Here is an 18,434-nt window from a genome sequence, read left to right as displayed (position 1 = left end):
GCGAATGTCCTACACCAATCCGCGTCACGAAGGTCGTCTGATTCTCATCCCGAATTTGCAGGATGCCTTCGCTATCCTGCATGTCAGTGAAGCGCCTCGCGGCTCTATTGAGTCAGCGCTTGAGGGGGCTGAATCCAATCTGCTTTATAAATGCGATGAAGTCGGTTCAGGGAATGACCGTGCCCTGTTCAATTTCCCATTTTTGTTTAGTGCTAATGGCAACCCTTGGCACGAAGCGAACGACTACTTGCTGAGTCTCATGCGTGATAGGGCTCCTGCAAGTCGACGCACTGATGATGTTAGGCGTCGTGCCAGTAAACTGTTGGATTACCTCCTATTCTGTGAGGATAACAATCTGGATTGGCTCGACTTTTCCGGTGCCCGTCCTTCGCTTCGCCCGACTTACAAGTACTTCTATCACCTGATTAAAGAAGGCCGTCGCAGTAATCAGGTCATCAATCAATATACCGCTGCGGTCTATCACTTTTATAAGTACGTTTCCGAGCATTGGCATTACCTCGATCTAAAGCGTGTTGATACGATCAAGCAAGTGCGGCTTATCGTGCAGAGCCCAAAAGGCGCGAAAATCATCGATGCTGAAAAGCGCAGCCAAACGCGGCGTACGCCGCCTAGTAGCTCCGTTCCTTTGGGATTCGTGCGTGAAGATGGCGAGGATCTTCGACCTCTCTCCAATCTTGAGTTAGGCGCGCTTTTGGAGGCCATTAATGAAAAGAAATGGTCAACGATTGAGCGGTTGATTCTTCTCACGTCTCTGATGACTGGAGCTCGTAAGCAAAGTGTTTTGACCATACGCTTGAAGCATTTGAAAGGATTTACAGAAGACAAACTAGTGCCGGAATGTGCCTATAAATTGCATGCCGGCCCGCGCACAGGCATTGATACGAAATTTGACAAAACTCAAGTTCTGTATGTTCCAAAGCAACTTGCTGAAGAATTGGTCACGCTTGCACGTAGTCCGATGATGAGGAGACGGCGGGAAAAATTTCGTGCTCAATTAGAAGTCAGTCATCCCGGTCTGTTGATAGAAGAGGACGATATGTATTTGTTTCTCTCCGATCAAGGCAATTGTTATTACATGGCTTCAAATGATCCGCGTTACGCAATTGTTAGGTCGCCACAGACAGGGCAGGTGACGGAAACAATAAAGCGAAAATTGCAGAGTACAGCTTCTAGCCAATTTCCAAAAGATTTTACATATCACTGGCTGCGAGCGACTTTTGCCTATCAACTCTACCAGCGCCTGCAACCGTTGGTTCAAGAAGGCGTTTTGAAATTAGGGGAGGATATTGATTTTATTCAAAAACGTATGCATCACGAGTCTAGGGAAACAACTGAAAACTATCTAAAGTTATTCAATATGACTCACGAAAAAGTCATCGCCCAAGAGGTGTGGGAGAAGAAATTGTTTAACGGTAACTACGAAGTCATGAAATTGACGGTCCAAGAATGAGTAGTCGGCAGCTGTTAGAGCATCGCGAAAATACAAAAATTATTACGCTAAATGAGTTGGTTCAGGAGTTTTCCGAACCTGAGCGTTTGCGATTGCAGCTGACCGTTAAGGTTAAAAAGAAGCCGTTAGATATTGGTAGTTTTGCATATCTCATTCGTGGTAAGAATAAAAGTGTTCATGATGATCGCGGGACGCCATTGGTGATTGAGTCGTTCGTTGAAAGTCGTCGTGAGCTGATTGTGAGAGTTTTGGAGTCTTTTGTCGGTCTGCGTGATAAGTCAGTCTTGGCAAATTTCTTCCATACCGAATATTTTATTGATTGGTTGAACGCTGAGGGTTACCGAGAAATATTTTCCAGTAGCGTGGATGCTCAAAAGGCATATCGAGATTATACAGCGCATCTAAATCAAAAAATATCCGATAAAAAGCTGAAGCCCCGGACCGCGTCAAGCTACCAAACTAGAGCATCCAGCCTGATCAAATTACTTTATCCAGATAATAGTGTCCATATTCTTGCTGGTGCAGTAAGGATTGTTCCAGATAGAGGTTCTGCAACAGCAGGCGCTGCTCATGTCGAGTTGTATAGAGATGTTTGCTTTGCCATTGCCCAGCAGTGCAGTGATTTTATCTTGAATAAAAAACCTTACCCGCTCGTGGTTGGAGTTAGAGATTATGAAGTTGTTATATTTCCGTCCAACCGAGGCGCGAGCAGCCCATTTAAGGATGCTGCTCCTTCATATAACTCAGCTGAGCGGCGAATTGCTACGGCCGAAGAATACTTCGCGGCCTTCGAGAGGCTTGGCCGAAAAAAGCCGAGAAATTATAATGTCGCGCGCGAACTAAGAAGCTCCCAGGCATCTTTGGATGCGGCTAATGAAGATGGGCGCAACTGGCATCGTCTTAATCTAGCGAGTCTTGCGGCGAAAGCCTATGCTATCCTTTTTTTTATGATTACAGGTGCCACTCCGGCTGAATTTGAGCAGTTTAGTTACGAAGACGCACTCAAAGTTGAAAAGTCCCCTCTCAAGAAAGAGTTGTCGGCTGTGAAATTTCGGGCTGGCGGAAAGTCAACGCTTTACAACATTGGGCGGGGCTCGGGTTTGTCGCTGCTGAAAGAGTATTTAAAGCTGCGTGCGTGGATTTTGGATGGTGCGAGACATGAGCGACTATTCTTTGCAATGCCTACGTCTGGTCAGCTTAGAACTTGCAAAAGCTTTGGTGATCTTAACGTGACAAGCTCCTTAGAAAAATTTTATGAGTTTATTAGCGGGGTCTTTCTTGATCCGACTGTACCAAGACTTTCAACTCGTAAAATACGCAAGCACAAAAGCACTGAAATGCACTCTGCACGTTTGTCGCCGTCCACTGTAGCGGCATCCCTCAATCACACCGAAGCGGTGAATCTTTCTACCTATGCAGAGGCAACACCTGAACAGCAGCAATCCGAGTTCAGCCTGTTTTGGGATGCAATACGCCACGCTGCTCATGTTGTGCGTGAGCGAAGCCGCAAGGCTGTAGCAAGTAGTGTCGCAATAGCGGCGGGTCACTGCGAGGATTTCAATAAGCCGACGTCTGCCACTGATGTGGGATTGATTATAGAGCCGAACTGCCGCACCCAATATGGTTGTTTGTACTGCGAAAACTATTTATGTCACGGCGATGAGGAGGATCTGCATAAAATTCTGAGTTTGCAATACGTGGTCAATGCCGTGCGTAAATCGGCCCCCGATGCAGCGCATACTGAGGCACTTTTCAAAGAGTTATCTATCCGGATCGAGTTTATAGTCGATGCTCTTAGTGAGCGCTCTAGCTCGGTGAAACAGACAGTCGAAAAGGTTAAAGCTAAGGTGTTTGAATACGGCGAGTTAACTAAGTTTTGGGAAGTCCGGTTGGGTCGCTATGAAAAAATGGGGATCGTATTTTGAGTGCTGCTGTTCAGTCGATAGGTAGTCTTTTTTCTAGCGGCCAGTTTCCAGTCACCAGCCAGCCAGATAGTGCGGCTCAGCTGTATGGGAAGCCCGCGTCGGATTTTGTTATCTGTCGCACTGAGTATGGCAATGCAACGGCAGTGTACGGCGAGTCTGTATGGGACTTTAACCCGTACAGGCTGAGTGCAAAAAAAATTGGCCGAATACGCTTCGATATGGTGTTCGGTGATTATGGTCATGATCAGCAAGCGCTGATCGAAGAAGCCAAATATCTTCTGTATTGTCTTATTTATTTCGCTGGCGGTGGGCGGATTGGTAAGCTGAGTGCATCTACGATTATTTCATATTGGGTTGTGCTGCGCATCGCTATGAAGTTCTGCTATGCGCAGAAAAAGAAGTCAATGGTTGGTGTGCTGTCCTTGCAGCAGCTTTTTACCGTGCCTGTTTATCTAGCGGCTTTTGTTAGTGAAAGTAATTTTGACAAGACGGTTCTTAGTGGGATATTGCACGGATTGATTAGTGTGGGCGAGGAACGCCTAGGGTATGTTGTGCTGAATCCAAGAGTTTTTGATTTGAGAAGACCTGATTCTAAACAGCATCCGGTAATTCCGACACGCCTTTATTTGAATTTAATAAATATTTGTGGCGACCTGCTCGATCATCTTTACTTGGGTGTTGGGAATATTGATTCATTTATATCGTGCTTTGCTGATGAGTATTTCGGTCTTACTCCGCACCGTCAAAAATCTTTGGGGGTTGGTGGTAAGTCGCGCTATCGCCCCGGTATTCAGCAAGCAATAGAGGAATATGGTCTGGCTGCGGTTTTTGTCGGTGAGTTTGCCTGTTCCGAAAAGAGAAAGCTGCAGCGAGTCCTTCTCAAGATGCAGTATGTGGTGAGAATGGTGATACACCTATATACCGGCATGCGTGATCAAGAGGTGATGCGTATGTCTTATAACTGCTTATCTGATCAAGTCGTGAGATGTTCAGTGGTTGATGATCAAGGTTTTATGCGCGATCAACCGCAATCAGTACACATATTATCGACTACCACGAAGTTTAGCGGTTACAAGAAAGAAAGCGCATGGTTCGCGGCAGGCGAAGTCGTCAAGGCGGTCGAGGTTGGCCAGGCGATTTGTCGTGGTTTAGCCCGGCTCTATAGGATTGAACTGGATGATCGTTGTCCGCTATTCATCAATCCGTCCGTCCTGTGTAAAACGAAGAATTGTGCAGAAGTTGGTGTAACAGACTTTACATTGAGAGCAACGATGGGCAGTGCTTTGAAATCCTTATCGATTCAATCAGAGGATTTACAAGAGTTGGCTCAGAGCGACCCTTCTCGTGACTTTTACAATGAGCCAGATTTTGCAGTAGGCCAGCCCTGGCCGCTGACTAGCCATCAATTCCGACGTTCGTTGGCCTTCTATGGAAGCAGTAGCGGCTTTCTCTCGCTACCGACTCTGCGAGCGCAGTTCAAGCATATGACCATTCAGATGGCGCGCTATTATGCGAATGGCTTTGATAACTTGCGCACCATTTTTGGCTACTATGACGAGAAGAAAATAGACTTCGTGCTACCATATAACCACTTTGCTTTCGAGTTCCAGATGGCCATGCCGATGTCGGTGGCCAATCAGTTGATTGCAGATCTGCTGTTCAAAGAAGAACCGCTGTTTGGTGGCACCGGTTCATACATGCAGAGGCAGAAAGAACGTGTTGAAGCTGGCGAGATAAAGATTGAAGATATTCGTGCCGATACAGAGCTTCGGGTGAAGAACGGTGCAATTAGCTATCGGCCAACGCTACTCGGTGGTTGCACCAAGGTGGGCCGCTGCGATTCCTTCATGCTCGGTGACTATACTGAATGTTTGTCCTGCGAGGGTGCGATTATCAAGCCCTCCAGGTTAAGTGCGGCCATTGAGGATGCGAAAAACGAGTTGTCAAACTACGCAGAAGACTCAGGCGAATATCAAATTGTGAAGGGCGATATTGAGCGCCTAATGGTTTTCAAGACTCGCCTGATCGACACTGTGGAGCTTTAGTCATGAAGTCTGGTGAAGGAATAAGCAAGGGGGTTGGTGCCTGTCAGGAAGCTTTGCAGCGCCTTCTCGATGGGAAGCCTTTTATGCCCGAGCATGTAGGGCTAGACCTATCCAAACTTACCGCGAGCATCGTCAGTCATGAGGCTGGATTTGACCGTGGTTATCTGAAAAAGTCTCGCAAAACACATTTGCCATTACTCGCAAAGATCGAGGCTTGTCGTGCTGAGGCTGACAAGGGCTGCGGCTCATCAAGTGGTAAAAGCATTAAACGTTTAGCAGATAAAGTTTTGTTTTTAGAAAAAGAGCTGGCGATGGTCAGTTCGCAGCGTGATCGAGCGCTTACACAGAACCTCCAGCTATGGGCGCGCGTGAGAGAACTGGAACTAGCTGAGCGTCAGAACAAGTCACGCCGGGTTCGGCTACATCATTGATAGATTTACGCCTCCTCGACAGCATCACAAGCGTCGGGGAATGTTCTAGCTAGTAGTCTGGATAATGAGGTTAGGGCCGACAGCATTAATGCAATTTCAAGCCTTCTTGAGCGCCAGCGTCGATCAGGTGGGCTAAAGCTCTGACGCCTGAGGCAGTAGGCCGCATGGATCGCATGCAAGCACGCTTGCGATGCGATACAGCTTCTCGACGGTGATGTTGACCTCGCCACGTTCGATCCGCCCTACGTAGCTGCGGTCGATATTGCACGCCAGCGCCAGTGCATCCTGGGAAATCCGGCAGGCCTTCCTCTGCACTCGGATGCGTTCCCCTAACGCTTTCGCCAACTTATCCATGACCGTCTCAATTCAACTTGAGGCGGCACTATCGTGCGTTTGCGGACGCACAGGCCACGGATTATAATCCGCATTTCTTTCGCGCTAACTCTTCTGGTGCCTCAATGAAATCGGCCTCGTTTATCTTCGACAGGCGTCTGTATGAGCTGCTTCAGGAGCCAGGGCGTACAACCTTTACGACCCGTGAACTGCGCGATGCCTATGCTGCTCGCCTGAATGGCACACATTTCCGTATCGCCGATGTGCGACGCTATGTGTATGAGCAGATCCGTCGACTAGTGCGCGCGGGCTGGGTTGCACTGGACGAGGACCGTCGTGTCCGAGGACAGGTCTACCACCTGCAGCCGATTCCGGCACACCTACAACTGGAACTGATCGACAACGGTTTTGAGAGCAGCCTTATGGCTGCCGGAGTGCCCGAACCAGACACGGCGGTACGCGACGTGGAGGCTTTGCCGGCCAATACGGATTTGCAGTTGGAGGCGCTCCACAAGGAAATCCGCTTGGACTTTCTCACTTCAATGGGCGAGGCAGAGCGATTCAAGCTGCTTCTGGACGAGATGCCGCATTTGCGCGACAAGGTTGAAGGCGATTACCTGGAGGCCAGGGATCGCAGTTCTCGCCTTCTGGGCCATTTACGCGCCATAGAAAAGACCCTCAAAACGCTCGCAGCGCCACGATGAGCAGATCGCTACGCAGCTGGCAGAACAGCTGCATCACCAAGGCGTTGGAGCACCTTACCGTCACGCAGCACTTCTTCTGCCAGGCAACGCCGGGAGCCGGGAAGACGCGCATGGCCGCGGAGCTGACCAGCCGACTGCTTCAGCAGGACAGAATTGACCTGGTGCTGTGCTTTGCGCCGTCCTGCCAGGTCGTGGAGGGTTTTCGTTCGACTTTTTCGGAAGTGCTAGGCAGACGTCTCGATGGCCAGATGGGTGCCGTGGGGGCGGCCTATACCTATCAGGCCATGGAATACCGTGATGAGGGATTCTGGCAGCTTCTTGATGACTACCGGGTGCTTGTGGTCTTCGATGAAATCCACCATTGCGCCGGCCACGATCCGCTCCTCAGCAATGCCTGGGGGCAGCAGATACTGCACCGGATACAGGATCGCGCTGTCTTCACGTTGGCCCTGTCTGGCACGCCCTGGCGTTCGGACGACAAGGCCATTGCCTTGGCTCGCTATTCGTCGCCCGAAGGGCATTTGATCTGCGATTACCGCTATGGCTTGAAAGACGCCATTGCCGACGGCGTGTGCCGATCCCCTCGCATTGTGTTGCTCGATAATCAGAAGGTGAAACTCACTGAAGAACTTGGCGCGGATAGCTCCGTCAGGCTGTTTCCCAGCATCGCCAAGCTTTTGGGGGAGTCACCTGTCACCTATGAGGAACTGCTGCGCCATGACGACGTGATCAATCCAATCCTCGACCTTGGCTACAGCAAGCTCAACGAGCTACGCCAGATCAAGCCTGATGCCGCCGGCTTGGTGGTGGCTACCGACATCGAACACGCTCAGCAAATAGCCCAGGCTCTGGAAACAATGGGTGAAGAGTGCCGTATCGTGACCAACAAAACCCCGGATGCGCAGCAAGTGATCAATGCATTCCGCAGCAACACCTGCCGCTGGATTGTCGCCGTAGGAATGATCAGCGAAGGCACCGACATTCCACGCCTGCAAGTGTGCTGCTATCTCAGCCGTATCCGCACCGAACTGCATTACCGGCAAGTGCTGGGACGGGTACTGCGACGCACAGGTGAATCGGATGACCAGGCTTGGCTATTCATGCTGGCAGAACCGAAGCTTCAGGGCTTTGCGGAGCGAATTGCAGATGACTTGCCGGATGACCTGGCCGTTTTGAGAGATGTGCAGATGCCTGGATTTAATCCAGACTCAAGGCCTGAACCGATGGGTGCTTCGGGCCATGTCAAGGGTATCGGCGATGCTGGGTTAGGTGGCGCAGAACCTGGTATTGGGTCGCAGGCTACGAACATCATTTCGCTGGGTGGCTTTGCAAATGAGCCCGCTTACCAGGTCAGCTTTTCCCAGCATTACCGGCAGCAGCTACTGGCTTGTTTCTGATGCTCAGCCAGTCGAGGCTGCTCGAATGATGCCGGTGTGCATGAATCCATAACCGGCCGGTGCCGCGTGGAACGTAATCGTGAGGTGCGTATGGAGGTTAGGTCGCAGGCATTGGTCGATGTCGTTGAGGATGTGATCTGCGACGTGTGCCGCTCTGGAACTCGTATCCCTGGCTATGGCCTTCAATACGGCAAGCTTGAAGCCCAATGGGGATATGGATCACAGCATGACGGAAAGCACTATCGGGTGCATCTCTGCGAGCCCTGCTTTTTCAGGGTGCTGAGTGGATTGCGTCGGGAGTGTATGGTCAATGGCATGTTCGATGATGAGCAGCCATTTTCCTCTGAGGATTTTGGCTTGGTCAGCAAGGGTAACTACTGGGAAAAGAGCTGATGACAGGACTGCGGCTGAGCGATCTTCTTGAACCCGTCATGCAGCTTGCTTACGAAGCAGGCCTACTTATTGAGTCAGAGCTTAATAGACCAGACGGCCCAAGGGGCAGTGGCTTTAAGGCAGACGTCGATGTTGAAATCGAGGTACTTCTGCGACAGCGACTGAAGCACATCCTTAATTGCGATTTTGTCGGAGAAGAAACGGGCTGCGAGCTATCAGGCCACCCATTTAGTTGGGTTGTTGACCCCAATGATGGAACAGGCGACTTCCTCAATCGTCGGCCGGGCTCTGCCATTTCTATCGGATTGCTGCATAACGCAACGCCAGTGCTGGGCGTGGTTTACGCCCCCGTCACGCCTAGTGGTCCTGACTGCATAGCATGGGCTGAGGGTGCACCGGCTTTACTGCGTAATGGTCGTCCCGTGAATAATGACCTGCAATCTGCGATCTTGGGTAAGCGTCCAGCCAAGTCACCTTCCGAACTCCAGCATTAAGGGCGATGGTGTCCGCGTATTTTTAAGCGGACGCGTTCGTCCTTAACGTTAGGATTTCCATGCGCCAACGAAGCTCTTACCCCGAACCGTTCAAGGTCCAGGTCGTTCAGGAATGCCTACAACCGGGTGCGACCGTCTCCAGCGTTGCCATCCGCCATGGCATCAACGCCAACGTCATTCGAAAATGGCTACCGCTTTACCGAGATCAGCTACCCGCGGCGTTGCCGGCGTTCGTTCCATTGAGGGCTACGCCCAAACGGCCGACTGCAGCATCGGTGATTATTGAGCTATCGCTTGGCGAGCAGTCAGTCACAGTGAAATGGCCAGTGTCCGATCCTGACGGCTGCGCCCGCTTTGTCCGGGGGCTTGCCCCGTGATCCGCATCGATAGCATCTGGCTTGCCACTGAGCCGATGGACATGCGCGCCGGCACCGAGACCGCATTGGCCCGTGTAGTGGAGGTATTCGGTGCGGCGAAGCCGCACTGTGCTTATCTGTTCGCCAACCGCCGCGCCAACCGCATGAAAGTGTTGGTGCATGACGGTGTAGGGATCTGGCTGGCCGCGCGGCGATTGAACCAGGGCAAGTTTCACTGGCCAGGCATCCACCGCGGCTCGGAAGTTGAACTCGACACCGAGCAGCTTCAGGCTTTGGTGCTCGGTTTACCTTGGCAGCGGGTTGGTGCAGCCGGTGCGATCACAGTGCTGTAGCGCCGGCCATTAGCCCATCGCTTTATCTGCGCTGATCGCCTGCTCTGGCACAATCAGCGGCATGACTTCCTCGCCCAATCTCGACCAACTGACACCTGGTGGTTTCGTCGGGGATGCGCTCCAGGTTCAGCCCGGCAAACTGGCGCAGGATCGTGGTTTCGTACAGCGCTTCCTCCATCGCTGGATCGCTGTAGCCGAACCAGTTCTGCAGCAGATGCACACGCAGCATCGCCATCAACGGGTAGGCCGGACGGCCACCTTCACCTTTCGGATAATGTGGCTCGATCAAAGCAATCAAGCCCTTCCACGGCACCACCCGATCCATCTCGATCAGGAACAACTCCTTGCGGGTTTGCTTGCGCTTGCCAGCGTACTCGGCGTCGGCGAAGGTCATCTGCTTCATCGGGAAACTCGGTGGGTGGGGTCGCGGTATTTTGCCAAATCAGAAAGTCTTTTTCAGAGTTTCCCTAGGCTGACAAGCCAAGCGCTGGATCGCAACCATCCATCACCTTATCCAGCTAGATCTGCCTCCTCCAATAAGTGCCGCACAAATCCCGGCGGGTGCAGATTTCCGGGAGGTTTGCGCCAGATCAGTTGGAGACGCTTTTCAAGCCCCGGGATGGGAAGAGCTACCAGCGCGCCACTGCGAACTTCGTCTTGTACTGCGGAAGCCATCACCAACGACACGCCGAGTCCCGCCCTCACTGCTTGTTTGACTGCCTCGGTGCTGCCTAGCTGCATACCGCTGCGAGGCACGCCCAGTTCGCCAAAGTATTCGGTCAGAAGCCGTCCGGTACCGCTACCCGGTTCACCTCCCAGCATCGGCAGGTCCACCAGACGATCACGTTCTATGCACCCTGCTTCAGCCAGCGCATGGTCGGGGCTGACGATAAGCACCAGCGGCTCGACCCGCCAGAGGCGGTGTTCGAAGTCGGGGTGAGGTAGCCACCATTCCATGATCGCGGCGTCGAGCTGGCCCGCCAGTAGCTGGTCGGCCACATCCGGGTTGGCGGCGATGCGCAGATCCACCTCGCCCCTCTCATTTGCGGTCGTCAGATAGTTGCGCACGAATGGCAGGAGAAGGTAGGTGCCGATGTTGGAGCTGGCCCCGACGCGCTCACGATTGCCATGCAGGGCTTCTAGCGCCCGGGCGTGCATGTCGAGCAAGGCGGTCGCATGCGGCATGAAGGCCAGCGCCCGTGTGGTAGGCTGGCAGCCGCTACGACTGCGCTGCACCAGCGTTACGCCGACCTGCTCTTCAAGCTTCTGCAAGTGCTGCGACACCGTCGGCTGGGCCAGCCCCAACGCCCTCGCCGCGCTCTGAAAACTGCCTGTTTGAACGATCGCTACCAGGCTCTTCAGCCAGACCGGATTCAACATGCGGCAGGCTCGGCCTTGGGCAGACGGTTCGCAGCGTTGATTGGGCGCGCACCTGCCAATGCCTGGATGATGTTCTGCGCTGCACAACGTTCAATCTCCAGGCGCACCGCGCGCACTGCCGACCCTATGTGCGGAGTGAACAGCGTATTCGGATGCGCGAGCAGCGCAGGATCGATCAGCCGCGGCCGGTCCGCGCGAGCCCAGTCTTCCATTTCGAATACATCCGCCGCATACCCGCCGAGCTGGCCTCGCTCAAGCGCCGCGAGCACGGCGGCTTCATCCACTACCGAACCACGACAGGGGTTTACAAGCAGAGCGCCCGGCCGTACGAGGGCAAGCAGCTCGGCGTTGACCAGATGCTGGGTATCGGCATTCAAGGGAAGCGCCAGCAGGATGAAGTCCGAGCTGGCGAAGAGTTCGCTGCACGCCACCTGGCGCAGGCCGAGCCGTTGCTCGGTTTGTGTATCCAGAGCCTTCGCCTCGTGGTACTGCAGGGTCGCGCCCCATCCCTGCAAGCGATCAGCCATGGCCAGTCCGATGGCGCCCATGCCAAGGATGCCGACCGTAGCGTTATCCAGCCCCGTGCCGTAGAACTGTGGTTGCCAGCCCTGGAACTCGCCAGAGCGGACGAACGCATCTGCTGCCCGCAGATGCCGCCCCAGCCCCACCGCCAGTCCGATCGCCAGCTCGGCAGTCGGGACCGTCAACAGATCAGGCACGAAGGTCAGCCAGACCCCGCGGGCAGTACAGGCGTCCACATCGAAATTGTCGAAGCCCTTGAGCGCGCAGCCGACTACACGCAGCTCAGGGCAGGCTTGAAGAAAGTCTGCATCGACCCGATCGGGCATGAACGCCATCATCGCCTGAGCATCGCGGCAGCGGCGCAGAATTTCCTCGCGCGTCAGCGTGCTGTCGGTCTGGTTGGTCATCAGCTCGCAATGTGGCGCCAGCAGTTGCAGGATCTCATCGTGTACTCGGTGAGTTATAACGAGTTTCGGCAGCATGGTTTGTCCTATTTGAAACGTTTGCGCAGCACGCCACTGAAGGCGTCTACTAGCGTGACCATGGCCAGGATGACCAGCAGGATTGCTGCAACCTCCTGGTACTGCATGATGCGCAGCGAGCCCATGAGTTCGAAGCCGATACCGCCGGCGCCAACCATGCCCATCACGGTGGAGGCGCGAAAGTTGTATTCCCAGCGGTAGATCGCCACGTCGGCGAACTGCGGCGTCACCTGTGGCAAAACCGCGTGCAGCAGCACTTGCATCGGCGTAGCCCCCGCCGCCCGAGCGGCTTCCACCGGCGCTTCGTCGACGTGCTCGATGGCCTCGGCGAAGAACTTGCCGACCATGCCGACCGAATGCAGACCCAGGGCAAGCACGCCCGGCAAGGCGCCGAACCCTACGGCTGCAACGAAGATGATGCCCATGATCAGCTCCGGCACCGACCGCAGGGCATTGAGCAGCACCCGGGCAACACCGAACACAAGGGGGTGCGGCGCCGTATTGCGCGCTGCAACGAAGGCCACCACCAGCGAGAACACCACTGCGATGGCCGTACCGGCGATGCTCATCGCCAAGGTGTCGATCAAGGGGCGAATCCAGCTTCGATAGCCCGAAAAGTCTGGCGGCATGGCCTCGCCTGCCAGGGTCGCGATGGAGGGCAGCCCGTTCAGCAGCGTGGTGGCATCGAGCAGCCCCACGTACCAGCAGGCCAACAGCACCACTCCGAATACAATCGCCACCTGCCCCAGCTGGCGCCACCAACCGAGGCCGAAGCCTCGAAGGATGTGCTCGCGTTGCTCTGCAGGCAGCGCCTGCACGTCGTAATGAGTAGACATATCGGTGCTCACATCGTGGCGAAGTCGAGGCCGAGCAGCGATCCCATGTTGCGGATCACATCGTAGTCGGCGTCGGTGATTGGCGCGAAGGCCTCGGCCTTGAAGTTGCGCAGCACTTCGGGATCGTCGATACCGACGAATACATCCCGCACCTTGGTTTTCAGCTCGGGGCTCAGGTTCGAGCGCATCGCCCAGGGGTACTGGGGGTATTCGCCGCTGTAACCAAGTACTTTCACCTTGCTCGGATCGATTAGGCCACGTTCGGCTACGTGATTGAAAATTACCTCCGACAGCCCACCCGCATCGGCGTTGCCGTTCGCCACGTTGACGGCAACGGCGTCATGCGTGCCCACAAAATGTTGTTCGTAGTCCTGCCCACCCGTCAAATCGGCCGTCTCAAGAAGCACGGTTTTGGGAATCAAATGGCTGGACGTCGATGCCCGGTCACCATAGGCCATCTTCTTGCCCTTAAGGTCGGCATACTCATTCACGCCTGACGCCACATTGGCGATAATCACCGAGCGATAGGTCGGCTTGCCGTCGATGACCATGGCAGCGAAGGGCTCGATGTCGCTTTTGCTTTTGGCCATGACGTAGGACAGCGGACCGAAATACGCCAGGTCGATACGGCCAAAGCGCATCGCCTCAATCATCGAGGAATAGTCGGTGGTTACGATCAGCTGCACCTTCTTGTCCAGATGCTCTTCCAGATAATCCTTCAGCGGCTGGTTACGCTTGATCAGCTCGGAGGCGTTTTCGTCCGGCAGCAGGGCAACCTTTAGCACATCCGGATCGGCATCGGCCGCTAGGGCGGACAAACTTGAAACAGCGGACAGCAAGCAAGTCAATAAGAGCGCGGATAAGCGTTTCATCGGGACATCTCCAGTGAAGGTTCGAGCATGACAGGTGGTTCAGCCGGAGCATTCGCTGGCTGAGTCGTAGAGCGGCCTGCATAGATGCGCTCAAGCTGCGCATCGGTGAGTTCCGAGGGCGCGGCATCGAAAACGATCTGAGAATCGGCCAGCCCGACGACGCGATCGGCGAAGCGGCGGGCATATTCGAGTTGATGCAGCGAAACGATGGCGGTGATGCCGTCTTCCTTGCAGATGTCGCGCAGCAATCCGAGAACACGGACCGAAGTGGCCGGGTCGAGACTGGCTACCGGCTCATCGGCCAGAATGATCGCCGGCTGTTGCGCTAGCGCACGCGCGATGCCTACCCGCTGCTGCTGGCCACCGGACAGTTTGTCCACCCGGCTTAGCGCCTTGTCTGCCAGACCGACCCGAGCGAGGCAACTGAGCGCAATCTCCTGATCGGCACGCGGCAGAGGAAACAGCGAGCGGAGCGTGTTGTGAAAGGCCAGCCGACCGGTAAGCACATTAGCCAGTGCGCTTTGACGTTCGATTAGCTGGTGGTGCTGAAAGATCATGGCGGTACGCCGACGATGCTGACGCAAGGCCGAGCCGCTGCCGAGTTCACCGAGTTCGCTGGTGACACTGCCGCCAGTGGGCGTGACGAGTCGATTGAGACTACGGAGCAAGGTCGACTTGCCTGCGCCCGAGAGACCAAGCAGCACGGTGAACTCACCACGCCGAAATGCAATCGAGGTATCGCGTAGGGCTGTCACGCCGCCTGGATAGACGACGCTCAACCGGTCGACCCGCAGCACGGCGTCCTGTATCGGATGGGGCGTCATTTGATCACCTTTCGCAATATTGCTGGCCGCACAATTGCGGTTCGCGATGCAAAGGGTAGAAATTCCTTGTTAACGCACTGTTTCTAAAGGATGACATTTCGATGAATACTTCGAATCTGCCGTAGCGGGGCGGCAAGCGAAGCCGTGGAAGAACGGGCGCAACGTAGCGTCTTTCTTCACGCGGGATACAGGAGGCTTTGATTGATACTGCTGCGGATTCGCTACAGTAACGTTGGGCCAGAACGTAATGCCATCCAAGCAAGAGAGCGCACACTAGGGAAACTCTGAAGAAGACTTCCAGATTTTGGCAAAATACCCGGATTCCACCCACCGAGTTTCCCGATGAAGCAGATGACCTTCGCCGACGCCGAGTACGCTGGCAAGCGCAAGCAAACCCGCAAGGAGTTGTTCCTGATCGAGATGGATCGGGTGGTGCCGTGGAAGGGCTTGATTGCTTTGATCGAGCCACATTATCCGAAGGGTGAAGGTGGCCGTCCGGCCTACCCGTTGATGGCGATGCTGCGTGTGCATCTGCTGCAGAACTGGTTCGGCTACAGCGATCCAGCGATGGAGGAAGCGCTGTACGAAACCACGATCCTGCGCCAGTTTGCCGGGCTGAACCTGGAGCGCATCCCCGACGAAACCACCATTCTCAACTTCCGCCGCTTGCTGGAGAAACACGAGCTGGCGGCCGGCATCCTCGCTGTCATCAATGGCTCTGGGCGACCGCGGCCTGTCGCTGCGCCAGGGCACCATCGTCGATGCAACGCTGATCAATGCGCCCAGTTCGACCAAGAACAAGGACGGCAAGCGCGACCCGGAAATGCACCAGACCAAGAAGGGAAACCAGTATTGTGTGTCACGAACACAGGTCAGATGACCTGTGCTGCTGTGCCGAAGATGGAAGTAGGCCTTCCGAAGTCGGCTTGCAGGAGCGGACTTCAAACCACCCGGTGCTGCTGCATCCAAAAGGTGTGGTGGTGAGCGACCGAGGAAAAGTCATCCCTGAGGATGGCAGGTGAGTATGGAGAAGATGAGCGAAAGCAAACCGTCCGATGACGCATCGTTATGCCCAAGGTGCTGCCGAAACTGAGGTGGAGTACTGGCTTCAGGACAAGTCGGGGCGTTACCTGCTTACGGACCCGATGGCAGCCGGTGTATAGGCGGCATGATCTTCATACAGGCTTTGGTACGGAACGTGAGAACCTTGTTCCAGATGCGAAGGAAAATGACAAATGGCCAACACCATGAGGAAGAATACCGATGCTGGAACGAGGGGCGGAGCTTCCCGTAGTAGCGATGAAGCCTCTGTAATGGAGGTGGAGCGAAGGGGCGGCGTTATCCGGCCGACGAGCGTTGCCAACCTCCGGGGATGAGTGGCGTGAGCTCGGCGAAACCTTATGACATAGCGAAACGCACGGTATGGGACGCCTACCAGCAGGTCAGGGCCAACCGCGGTGCTGCCGGCATCGACGATGAAACCATCGCCGATTTCGAGCGGGATCTGTCTAAGAATCTCTACAAGCTGTGGAATCGGATGTCGTCGGGGTCGTACTTCCCGCCTCCGGTCAAGCAAGTAGAAATTCCCAAGGCATCGGGAGGCACGCGCAAGCTGGGAGTGCCCACGGTTGGTGATCGTGTCGCGCAAACCGTGGTCAAGCTTCTCATCGAGCCGGAGCTGGACTCGATCTTCCACTCGGACTCCTATGGGTACCGGCCGGGACGATCAGCGAAGCAGGCGGTGGCGATCACGCGTGAGCGCTGCTGGCGATACGACTGGGTGGTGGAGTTTGATATCAAGGCAGCCTTCGATCAGATCAATCATGGGTTGCTGATGAAGGCGGTGCGCCTGCACATCAAGGAGGACTGGATACTTCTGTACATCGAGCGGTGGCTGGTTGCGCCGTTCGAAACGGATGACGGCATGCGCGTCCCACGCGAACGCGGCACCCCGCAAGGTGGAGTGCTCAGTCCCCTCCTGATGAATCTGTTCATGCACTATGCCTTCGACACCTGGATGCAACGTACCAGCCCCAACTGCCCGTTTGCCCGCTACGCCGATGATGCGGTGGTGCACTGCCGCAGTCGAAAGCAAGCGGAGTACGTGATGCGCTCCATTGCTTCACGGCTGGCTGCCTGTGGCTTGACGATGCACCCGGAGAAATCGAAAGTCGTGTACTGCAAGGACAGTAACCGTCGCGCAGGTTATCCGCATGTGAGCTTTACCTTCCTCGGCTTCACCTTTAGGCCGAGGAAGGCGCTCAGCAAACAAGACCAGCTCTTCACGAGCTTCCTTCCGGGAGCGAGTGCGGATGCCTTAAAGCGGATGCGGCAAGCGGTACGCAGGTGGCGACTCAATCGCCAAACCCACGTGACGCTGGTCGACGTGGCTCGGCTCTACAATCCAGTGATACAGGGGTGGTGGCAATACTATGGCTCGTTCTATCGGACAGCCATGCTTGGCATCTTCCAGCACATTGACCGCGCGCTTGAACGCTGGGCCCGACGAAAATACAAGGCCCTTCATAGGCGCAAGCGGCGCATTAGCCAATGGCTGGACAAGATGCGGACTGTGGTACCCCGGCTGTTTCATCACTGGCGAGTGACCGGGCAGCAAGGTTGGATAACGGGAGCCGTATGACGCGAGAGTGTCACGTACGGTTCTGCGAGCGGCTGCGGGGGCAGTTCCCGCGGCCGACTCACCATTTCGGCAGTGCGACCTGAAAGTCGCATGGGTTTCTGTTCCGCAGGTTAACGCCCGACGGAACCGACTGTTCCACCACTCGTTCCCTACCCAGACAGGCGTGGCCGGTAACAGCCGGGTCTGAAGCTCTGGGGACAATGTAACCGCCGATATTTCGGTAGGTCGAACCGCGAGGCCAGACTGAATCTGCCAGCATCAAGGCGGAGAGGCGCTAGGGATGAACAGGTACCCGCCAACTGCACGGGGGTGATGGTGCTCGCTTGGCGACTGGCTTCTTGCTGGAGGTTAGAGATTGCTTCGGCAATTGCCTTGGTCTGAGCCACATAGCTGCCGGATAGGTTGGCAATCACAATGCAGCAACGCGGTAACTCCAGAGCGGCGCTCATCAGGCAGCTGAGTGTGTAGGTGCTCACGGTAGCCAGCGTACCGCCGCCGATGACAGTAGTGCTCGCGTTTTCAAGGTAGGGCGGCAACTCATCGAGCATGATCAGGGTCGGTTTGTCCCCGATAATTTTCTTCCAGCCAGCCTGATCGACCGCGCGAGGGCCATTGACCCAGTAGGGCTTGATGGCTTCCTCTTCGCCTAGTTGGGTAGTCGCGAATGATGGGGTTGAATGTGCATGCCTGCTTGACTGTCTTGAGCATCTGCTCGACTCCCTGAGAAATACTTAATCGTTGCTCGACTGACTGGAGGGTGGGGTGGGCTGCGGAATGGAAAGCTCCTGACTCACCTGCTGCAGAAACCACTCACGCATGGTCAACCCACGCGCCTTGAGTGCGGCGTAGATCTGCTGCTTTTGGGCAGGATCAACCTCGATCACAACGCGATTGCTAGTTTTCATAGGCATGGGCACCTGGCTTAGGTTTGTAACGTGACGTGATGTTATGTTCGAAGGGGAGGGGCTGGAAGCC

General features: G+C 55.1%; 18 protein-coding genes and 2 pseudogenes. 12 read left to right on the top strand and 8 right to left on the bottom strand.

Annotation, left to right across the window (positions count from 1 at the left end; translation table 11 throughout):
* Nucleotides 1-4: 4 nt before the first annotated feature.
* From B723_RS00915 to B723_RS00900, 4 genes are read left to right on the top strand one after another with little or no spacing between them, the layout of a single operon-like run.
* Nucleotides 5-1,471, top strand: a complete 1,467-nt coding sequence (locus B723_RS00915) for a site-specific integrase (RefSeq protein ID WP_003132541.1) — start codon at nt 5-7, stop codon at nt 1,469-1,471.
* Nucleotides 1,468-3,396: a hypothetical protein gene (locus B723_RS00910; RefSeq protein WP_003132543.1), complete on the top strand. Its 1,929-nt coding sequence runs from the start codon at nt 1,468-1,470 to the stop codon at nt 3,394-3,396. The genes B723_RS00915 and B723_RS00910 overlap by 4 nt, the downstream gene beginning before the upstream one ends.
* The gene (locus B723_RS00905) at nt 3,393-5,441 is read left to right on the top strand and encodes a hypothetical protein (protein WP_003132545.1); all 2,049 of its coding nucleotides are present in this window, start codon (nt 3,393-3,395) and stop codon (nt 5,439-5,441) included. Before B723_RS00910 ends, B723_RS00905 begins: the two co-directional genes overlap by 4 nt.
* Nucleotides 5,442-5,443: 2 nt before the next feature.
* Entirely contained in the window at nt 5,444-5,872 is a 429-nt protein-coding gene (locus B723_RS00900; protein ID WP_010562495.1) for a hypothetical protein, read from the top strand.
* 132 nt (nt 5,873-6,004) lie between these two features.
* Here the strand turns inward: B723_RS00900 and B723_RS00895 are convergent, their stop codons facing one another.
* Nucleotides 6,005-6,226, bottom strand: coding sequence for a helix-turn-helix domain-containing protein (locus B723_RS00895; RefSeq protein WP_010562496.1), 222 nt, complete (start codon nt 6,224-6,226; stop codon nt 6,005-6,007).
* Between the two features lie 104 nt (nt 6,227-6,330).
* Here B723_RS00895 and B723_RS00890 point away from each other — a divergent pair, with 104 nt between their 5' ends.
* The 6 genes from B723_RS00890 to tnpB all read left to right on the top strand — a co-directional run bounded on the left by B723_RS00890 (nt 6,331) and on the right by tnpB (nt 9,902).
* Nucleotides 6,331-6,909 (top strand): hypothetical protein, encoded by a 579-nt coding sequence (locus B723_RS00890; RefSeq protein ID WP_003127304.1) that lies wholly within the window; start codon nt 6,331-6,333, stop codon nt 6,907-6,909.
* Nucleotides 6,906-8,306 (top strand): DEAD/DEAH box helicase, encoded by a 1,401-nt coding sequence (locus tag B723_RS00885; protein ID WP_003127305.1) that lies wholly within the window; start codon nt 6,906-6,908, stop codon nt 8,304-8,306. The genes B723_RS00890 and B723_RS00885 overlap by 4 nt, the downstream gene beginning before the upstream one ends.
* Before the next feature lie 90 nt (nt 8,307-8,396).
* Nucleotides 8,397-8,699, top strand: coding sequence for a hypothetical protein (locus tag B723_RS00880; protein ID WP_003298444.1), 303 nt, complete (start codon nt 8,397-8,399; stop codon nt 8,697-8,699).
* Nucleotides 8,699-9,193: an inositol monophosphatase family protein gene (locus tag B723_RS00875; protein ID WP_017340928.1), complete on the top strand. Its 495-nt coding sequence runs from the start codon at nt 8,699-8,701 to the stop codon at nt 9,191-9,193. Before B723_RS00880 ends, B723_RS00875 begins: the two co-directional genes overlap by 1 nt.
* A gap of 59 nt (nt 9,194-9,252) precedes the next feature.
* Nucleotides 9,253-9,570: an IS66-like element accessory protein TnpA gene (gene tnpA / locus B723_RS00870; RefSeq protein ID WP_010562498.1), complete on the top strand. Its 318-nt coding sequence runs from the start codon at nt 9,253-9,255 to the stop codon at nt 9,568-9,570.
* Nucleotides 9,567-9,902: an IS66 family insertion sequence element accessory protein TnpB gene (tnpB, locus tag B723_RS33550; protein ID WP_010562499.1), complete on the top strand. Its 336-nt coding sequence runs from the start codon at nt 9,567-9,569 to the stop codon at nt 9,900-9,902. Before tnpA ends, tnpB begins: the two co-directional genes overlap by 4 nt.
* 97 nt (nt 9,903-9,999) lie before the next feature.
* Here tnpB and B723_RS00860 read toward each other — a convergent pair.
* The 6 genes and pseudogenes from B723_RS00860 to phnC form a co-directional block, all read right to left on the bottom strand.
* Nucleotides 10,000-10,305, bottom strand: a pseudogene (locus B723_RS00860) (IS5/IS1182 family transposase); the annotation flags it as partial.
* A gap of 107 nt (nt 10,306-10,412) precedes the next feature.
* Entirely contained in the window at nt 10,413-11,282 is an 870-nt protein-coding gene (locus B723_RS00855) for a LysR family transcriptional regulator (protein ID WP_003127731.1), read from the bottom strand.
* Nucleotides 11,276-12,286: a phosphonate dehydrogenase PtxD gene (gene ptxD, locus B723_RS00850; RefSeq protein ID WP_017339643.1), complete on the bottom strand. Its 1,011-nt coding sequence runs from the start codon at nt 12,284-12,286 to the stop codon at nt 11,276-11,278. The genes B723_RS00855 and ptxD overlap by 7 nt, the downstream gene beginning before the upstream one ends.
* An 8-nt stretch (nt 12,287-12,294) precedes the next feature.
* A complete protein-coding gene (gene phnE, locus B723_RS00845; RefSeq protein ID WP_010466252.1) occupies nt 12,295-13,122 on the bottom strand; it encodes a phosphonate ABC transporter, permease protein PhnE in 828 nt (275 codons plus the stop codon).
* Nucleotides 13,123-13,130: 8 nt separating this feature from the next.
* Nucleotides 13,131-13,994 carry a phosphate/phosphite/phosphonate ABC transporter substrate-binding protein gene (gene phnD / locus B723_RS00840; protein ID WP_010466255.1) on the bottom strand — a complete coding sequence of 288 codons (864 nt, stop codon included), beginning with the start codon at nt 13,992-13,994 and terminating at the stop codon, nt 13,131-13,133.
* A complete protein-coding gene (gene phnC, locus B723_RS00835) occupies nt 13,991-14,818 on the bottom strand; it encodes a phosphonate ABC transporter ATP-binding protein (RefSeq protein ID WP_003118432.1) in 828 nt (275 codons plus the stop codon). Before phnC ends, phnD begins: the two co-directional genes overlap by 4 nt.
* Before the next feature lie 342 nt (nt 14,819-15,160).
* Here phnC and B723_RS00830 point away from each other — a divergent pair.
* Together B723_RS00830 and ltrA are read left to right on the top strand one after the other, a co-directional pair.
* Nucleotides 15,161-15,671: pseudogene (locus B723_RS00830) on the top strand (IS5-like element ISPst7 family transposase); the annotation flags it as partial.
* 519 nt (nt 15,672-16,190) lie between these two features.
* Entirely contained in the window at nt 16,191-17,459 is a 1,269-nt protein-coding gene (ltrA, locus tag B723_RS00825) for a group II intron reverse transcriptase/maturase (RefSeq protein WP_010562502.1), read from the top strand.
* Nucleotides 17,460-18,190: 731 nt separating this feature from the next.
* On the opposite strand, the gene B723_RS33410 is transcribed toward ltrA, so the two are convergent.
* Entirely contained in the window at nt 18,191-18,364 is a 174-nt protein-coding gene (locus B723_RS33410) for a hypothetical protein (RefSeq protein ID WP_016712140.1), read from the bottom strand.
* Between the last annotated feature and the right edge of the window lie 70 nt (nt 18,365-18,434).

The organism is Pseudomonas fluorescens NCIMB 11764 (genome assembly GCF_000293885.2).
In the GTDB taxonomy this organism is placed as follows: domain Bacteria; phylum Pseudomonadota; class Gammaproteobacteria; order Pseudomonadales; family Pseudomonadaceae; genus Aquipseudomonas; species Aquipseudomonas fluorescens_B.
Note: the sequence above shows the minus strand (reverse complement) of the source record. Positions and strands in the feature narration are given on the sequence as shown.

Bases quoted from the DNA above. Each gene is read 5' to 3' on its own strand.
- B723_RS00915 (WP_003132541.1), top strand. From the start codon at position 5: ATGTCCTACACCAATCCGCGTCACGAAGGTCGTCTGATTCTCATCCCG.
- B723_RS00910 (WP_003132543.1), top strand. From the start codon at position 1,468: ATGAGTAGTCGGCAGCTGTTAGAGCATCGCGAAAATACAAAAATTATT.
- B723_RS00900 (WP_010562495.1), top strand. From the start codon at position 5,444: ATGAAGTCTGGTGAAGGAATAAGCAAGGGGGTTGGTGCCTGTCAGGAA.
- B723_RS00895 (WP_010562496.1), bottom strand. From the start codon at position 6,226: ATGGATAAGTTGGCGAAAGCGTTAGGGGAACGCATCCGAGTGCAGAGG.
- B723_RS00890 (WP_003127304.1), top strand. From the start codon at position 6,331: ATGAAATCGGCCTCGTTTATCTTCGACAGGCGTCTGTATGAGCTGCTT.
- B723_RS00885 (WP_003127305.1), top strand. From the start codon at position 6,906: ATGAGCAGATCGCTACGCAGCTGGCAGAACAGCTGCATCACCAAGGCG.
- B723_RS00880 (WP_003298444.1), top strand. From the start codon at position 8,397: ATGGAGGTTAGGTCGCAGGCATTGGTCGATGTCGTTGAGGATGTGATC.
- B723_RS00875 (WP_017340928.1), top strand. From the start codon at position 8,699: ATGACAGGACTGCGGCTGAGCGATCTTCTTGAACCCGTCATGCAGCTT.
- tnpA (WP_010562498.1), top strand. From the start codon at position 9,253: ATGCGCCAACGAAGCTCTTACCCCGAACCGTTCAAGGTCCAGGTCGTT.
- B723_RS00855 (WP_003127731.1), bottom strand. From the start codon at position 11,282: ATGTTGAATCCGGTCTGGCTGAAGAGCCTGGTAGCGATCGTTCAAACA.
- ptxD (WP_017339643.1), bottom strand. From the start codon at position 12,286: ATGCTGCCGAAACTCGTTATAACTCACCGAGTACACGATGAGATCCTG.
- phnE (WP_010466252.1), bottom strand. From the start codon at position 13,122: ATGTCTACTCATTACGACGTGCAGGCGCTGCCTGCAGAGCAACGCGAG.
- phnD (WP_010466255.1), bottom strand. From the start codon at position 13,994: ATGAAACGCTTATCCGCGCTCTTATTGACTTGCTTGCTGTCCGCTGTT.
- phnC (WP_003118432.1), bottom strand. From the start codon at position 14,818: ATGACGCCCCATCCGATACAGGACGCCGTGCTGCGGGTCGACCGGTTG.
- ltrA (WP_010562502.1), top strand. From the start codon at position 16,191: ATGAGTGGCGTGAGCTCGGCGAAACCTTATGACATAGCGAAACGCACG.
- B723_RS33410 (WP_016712140.1), bottom strand. From the start codon at position 18,364: ATGAAAACTAGCAATCGCGTTGTGATCGAGGTTGATCCTGCCCAAAAG.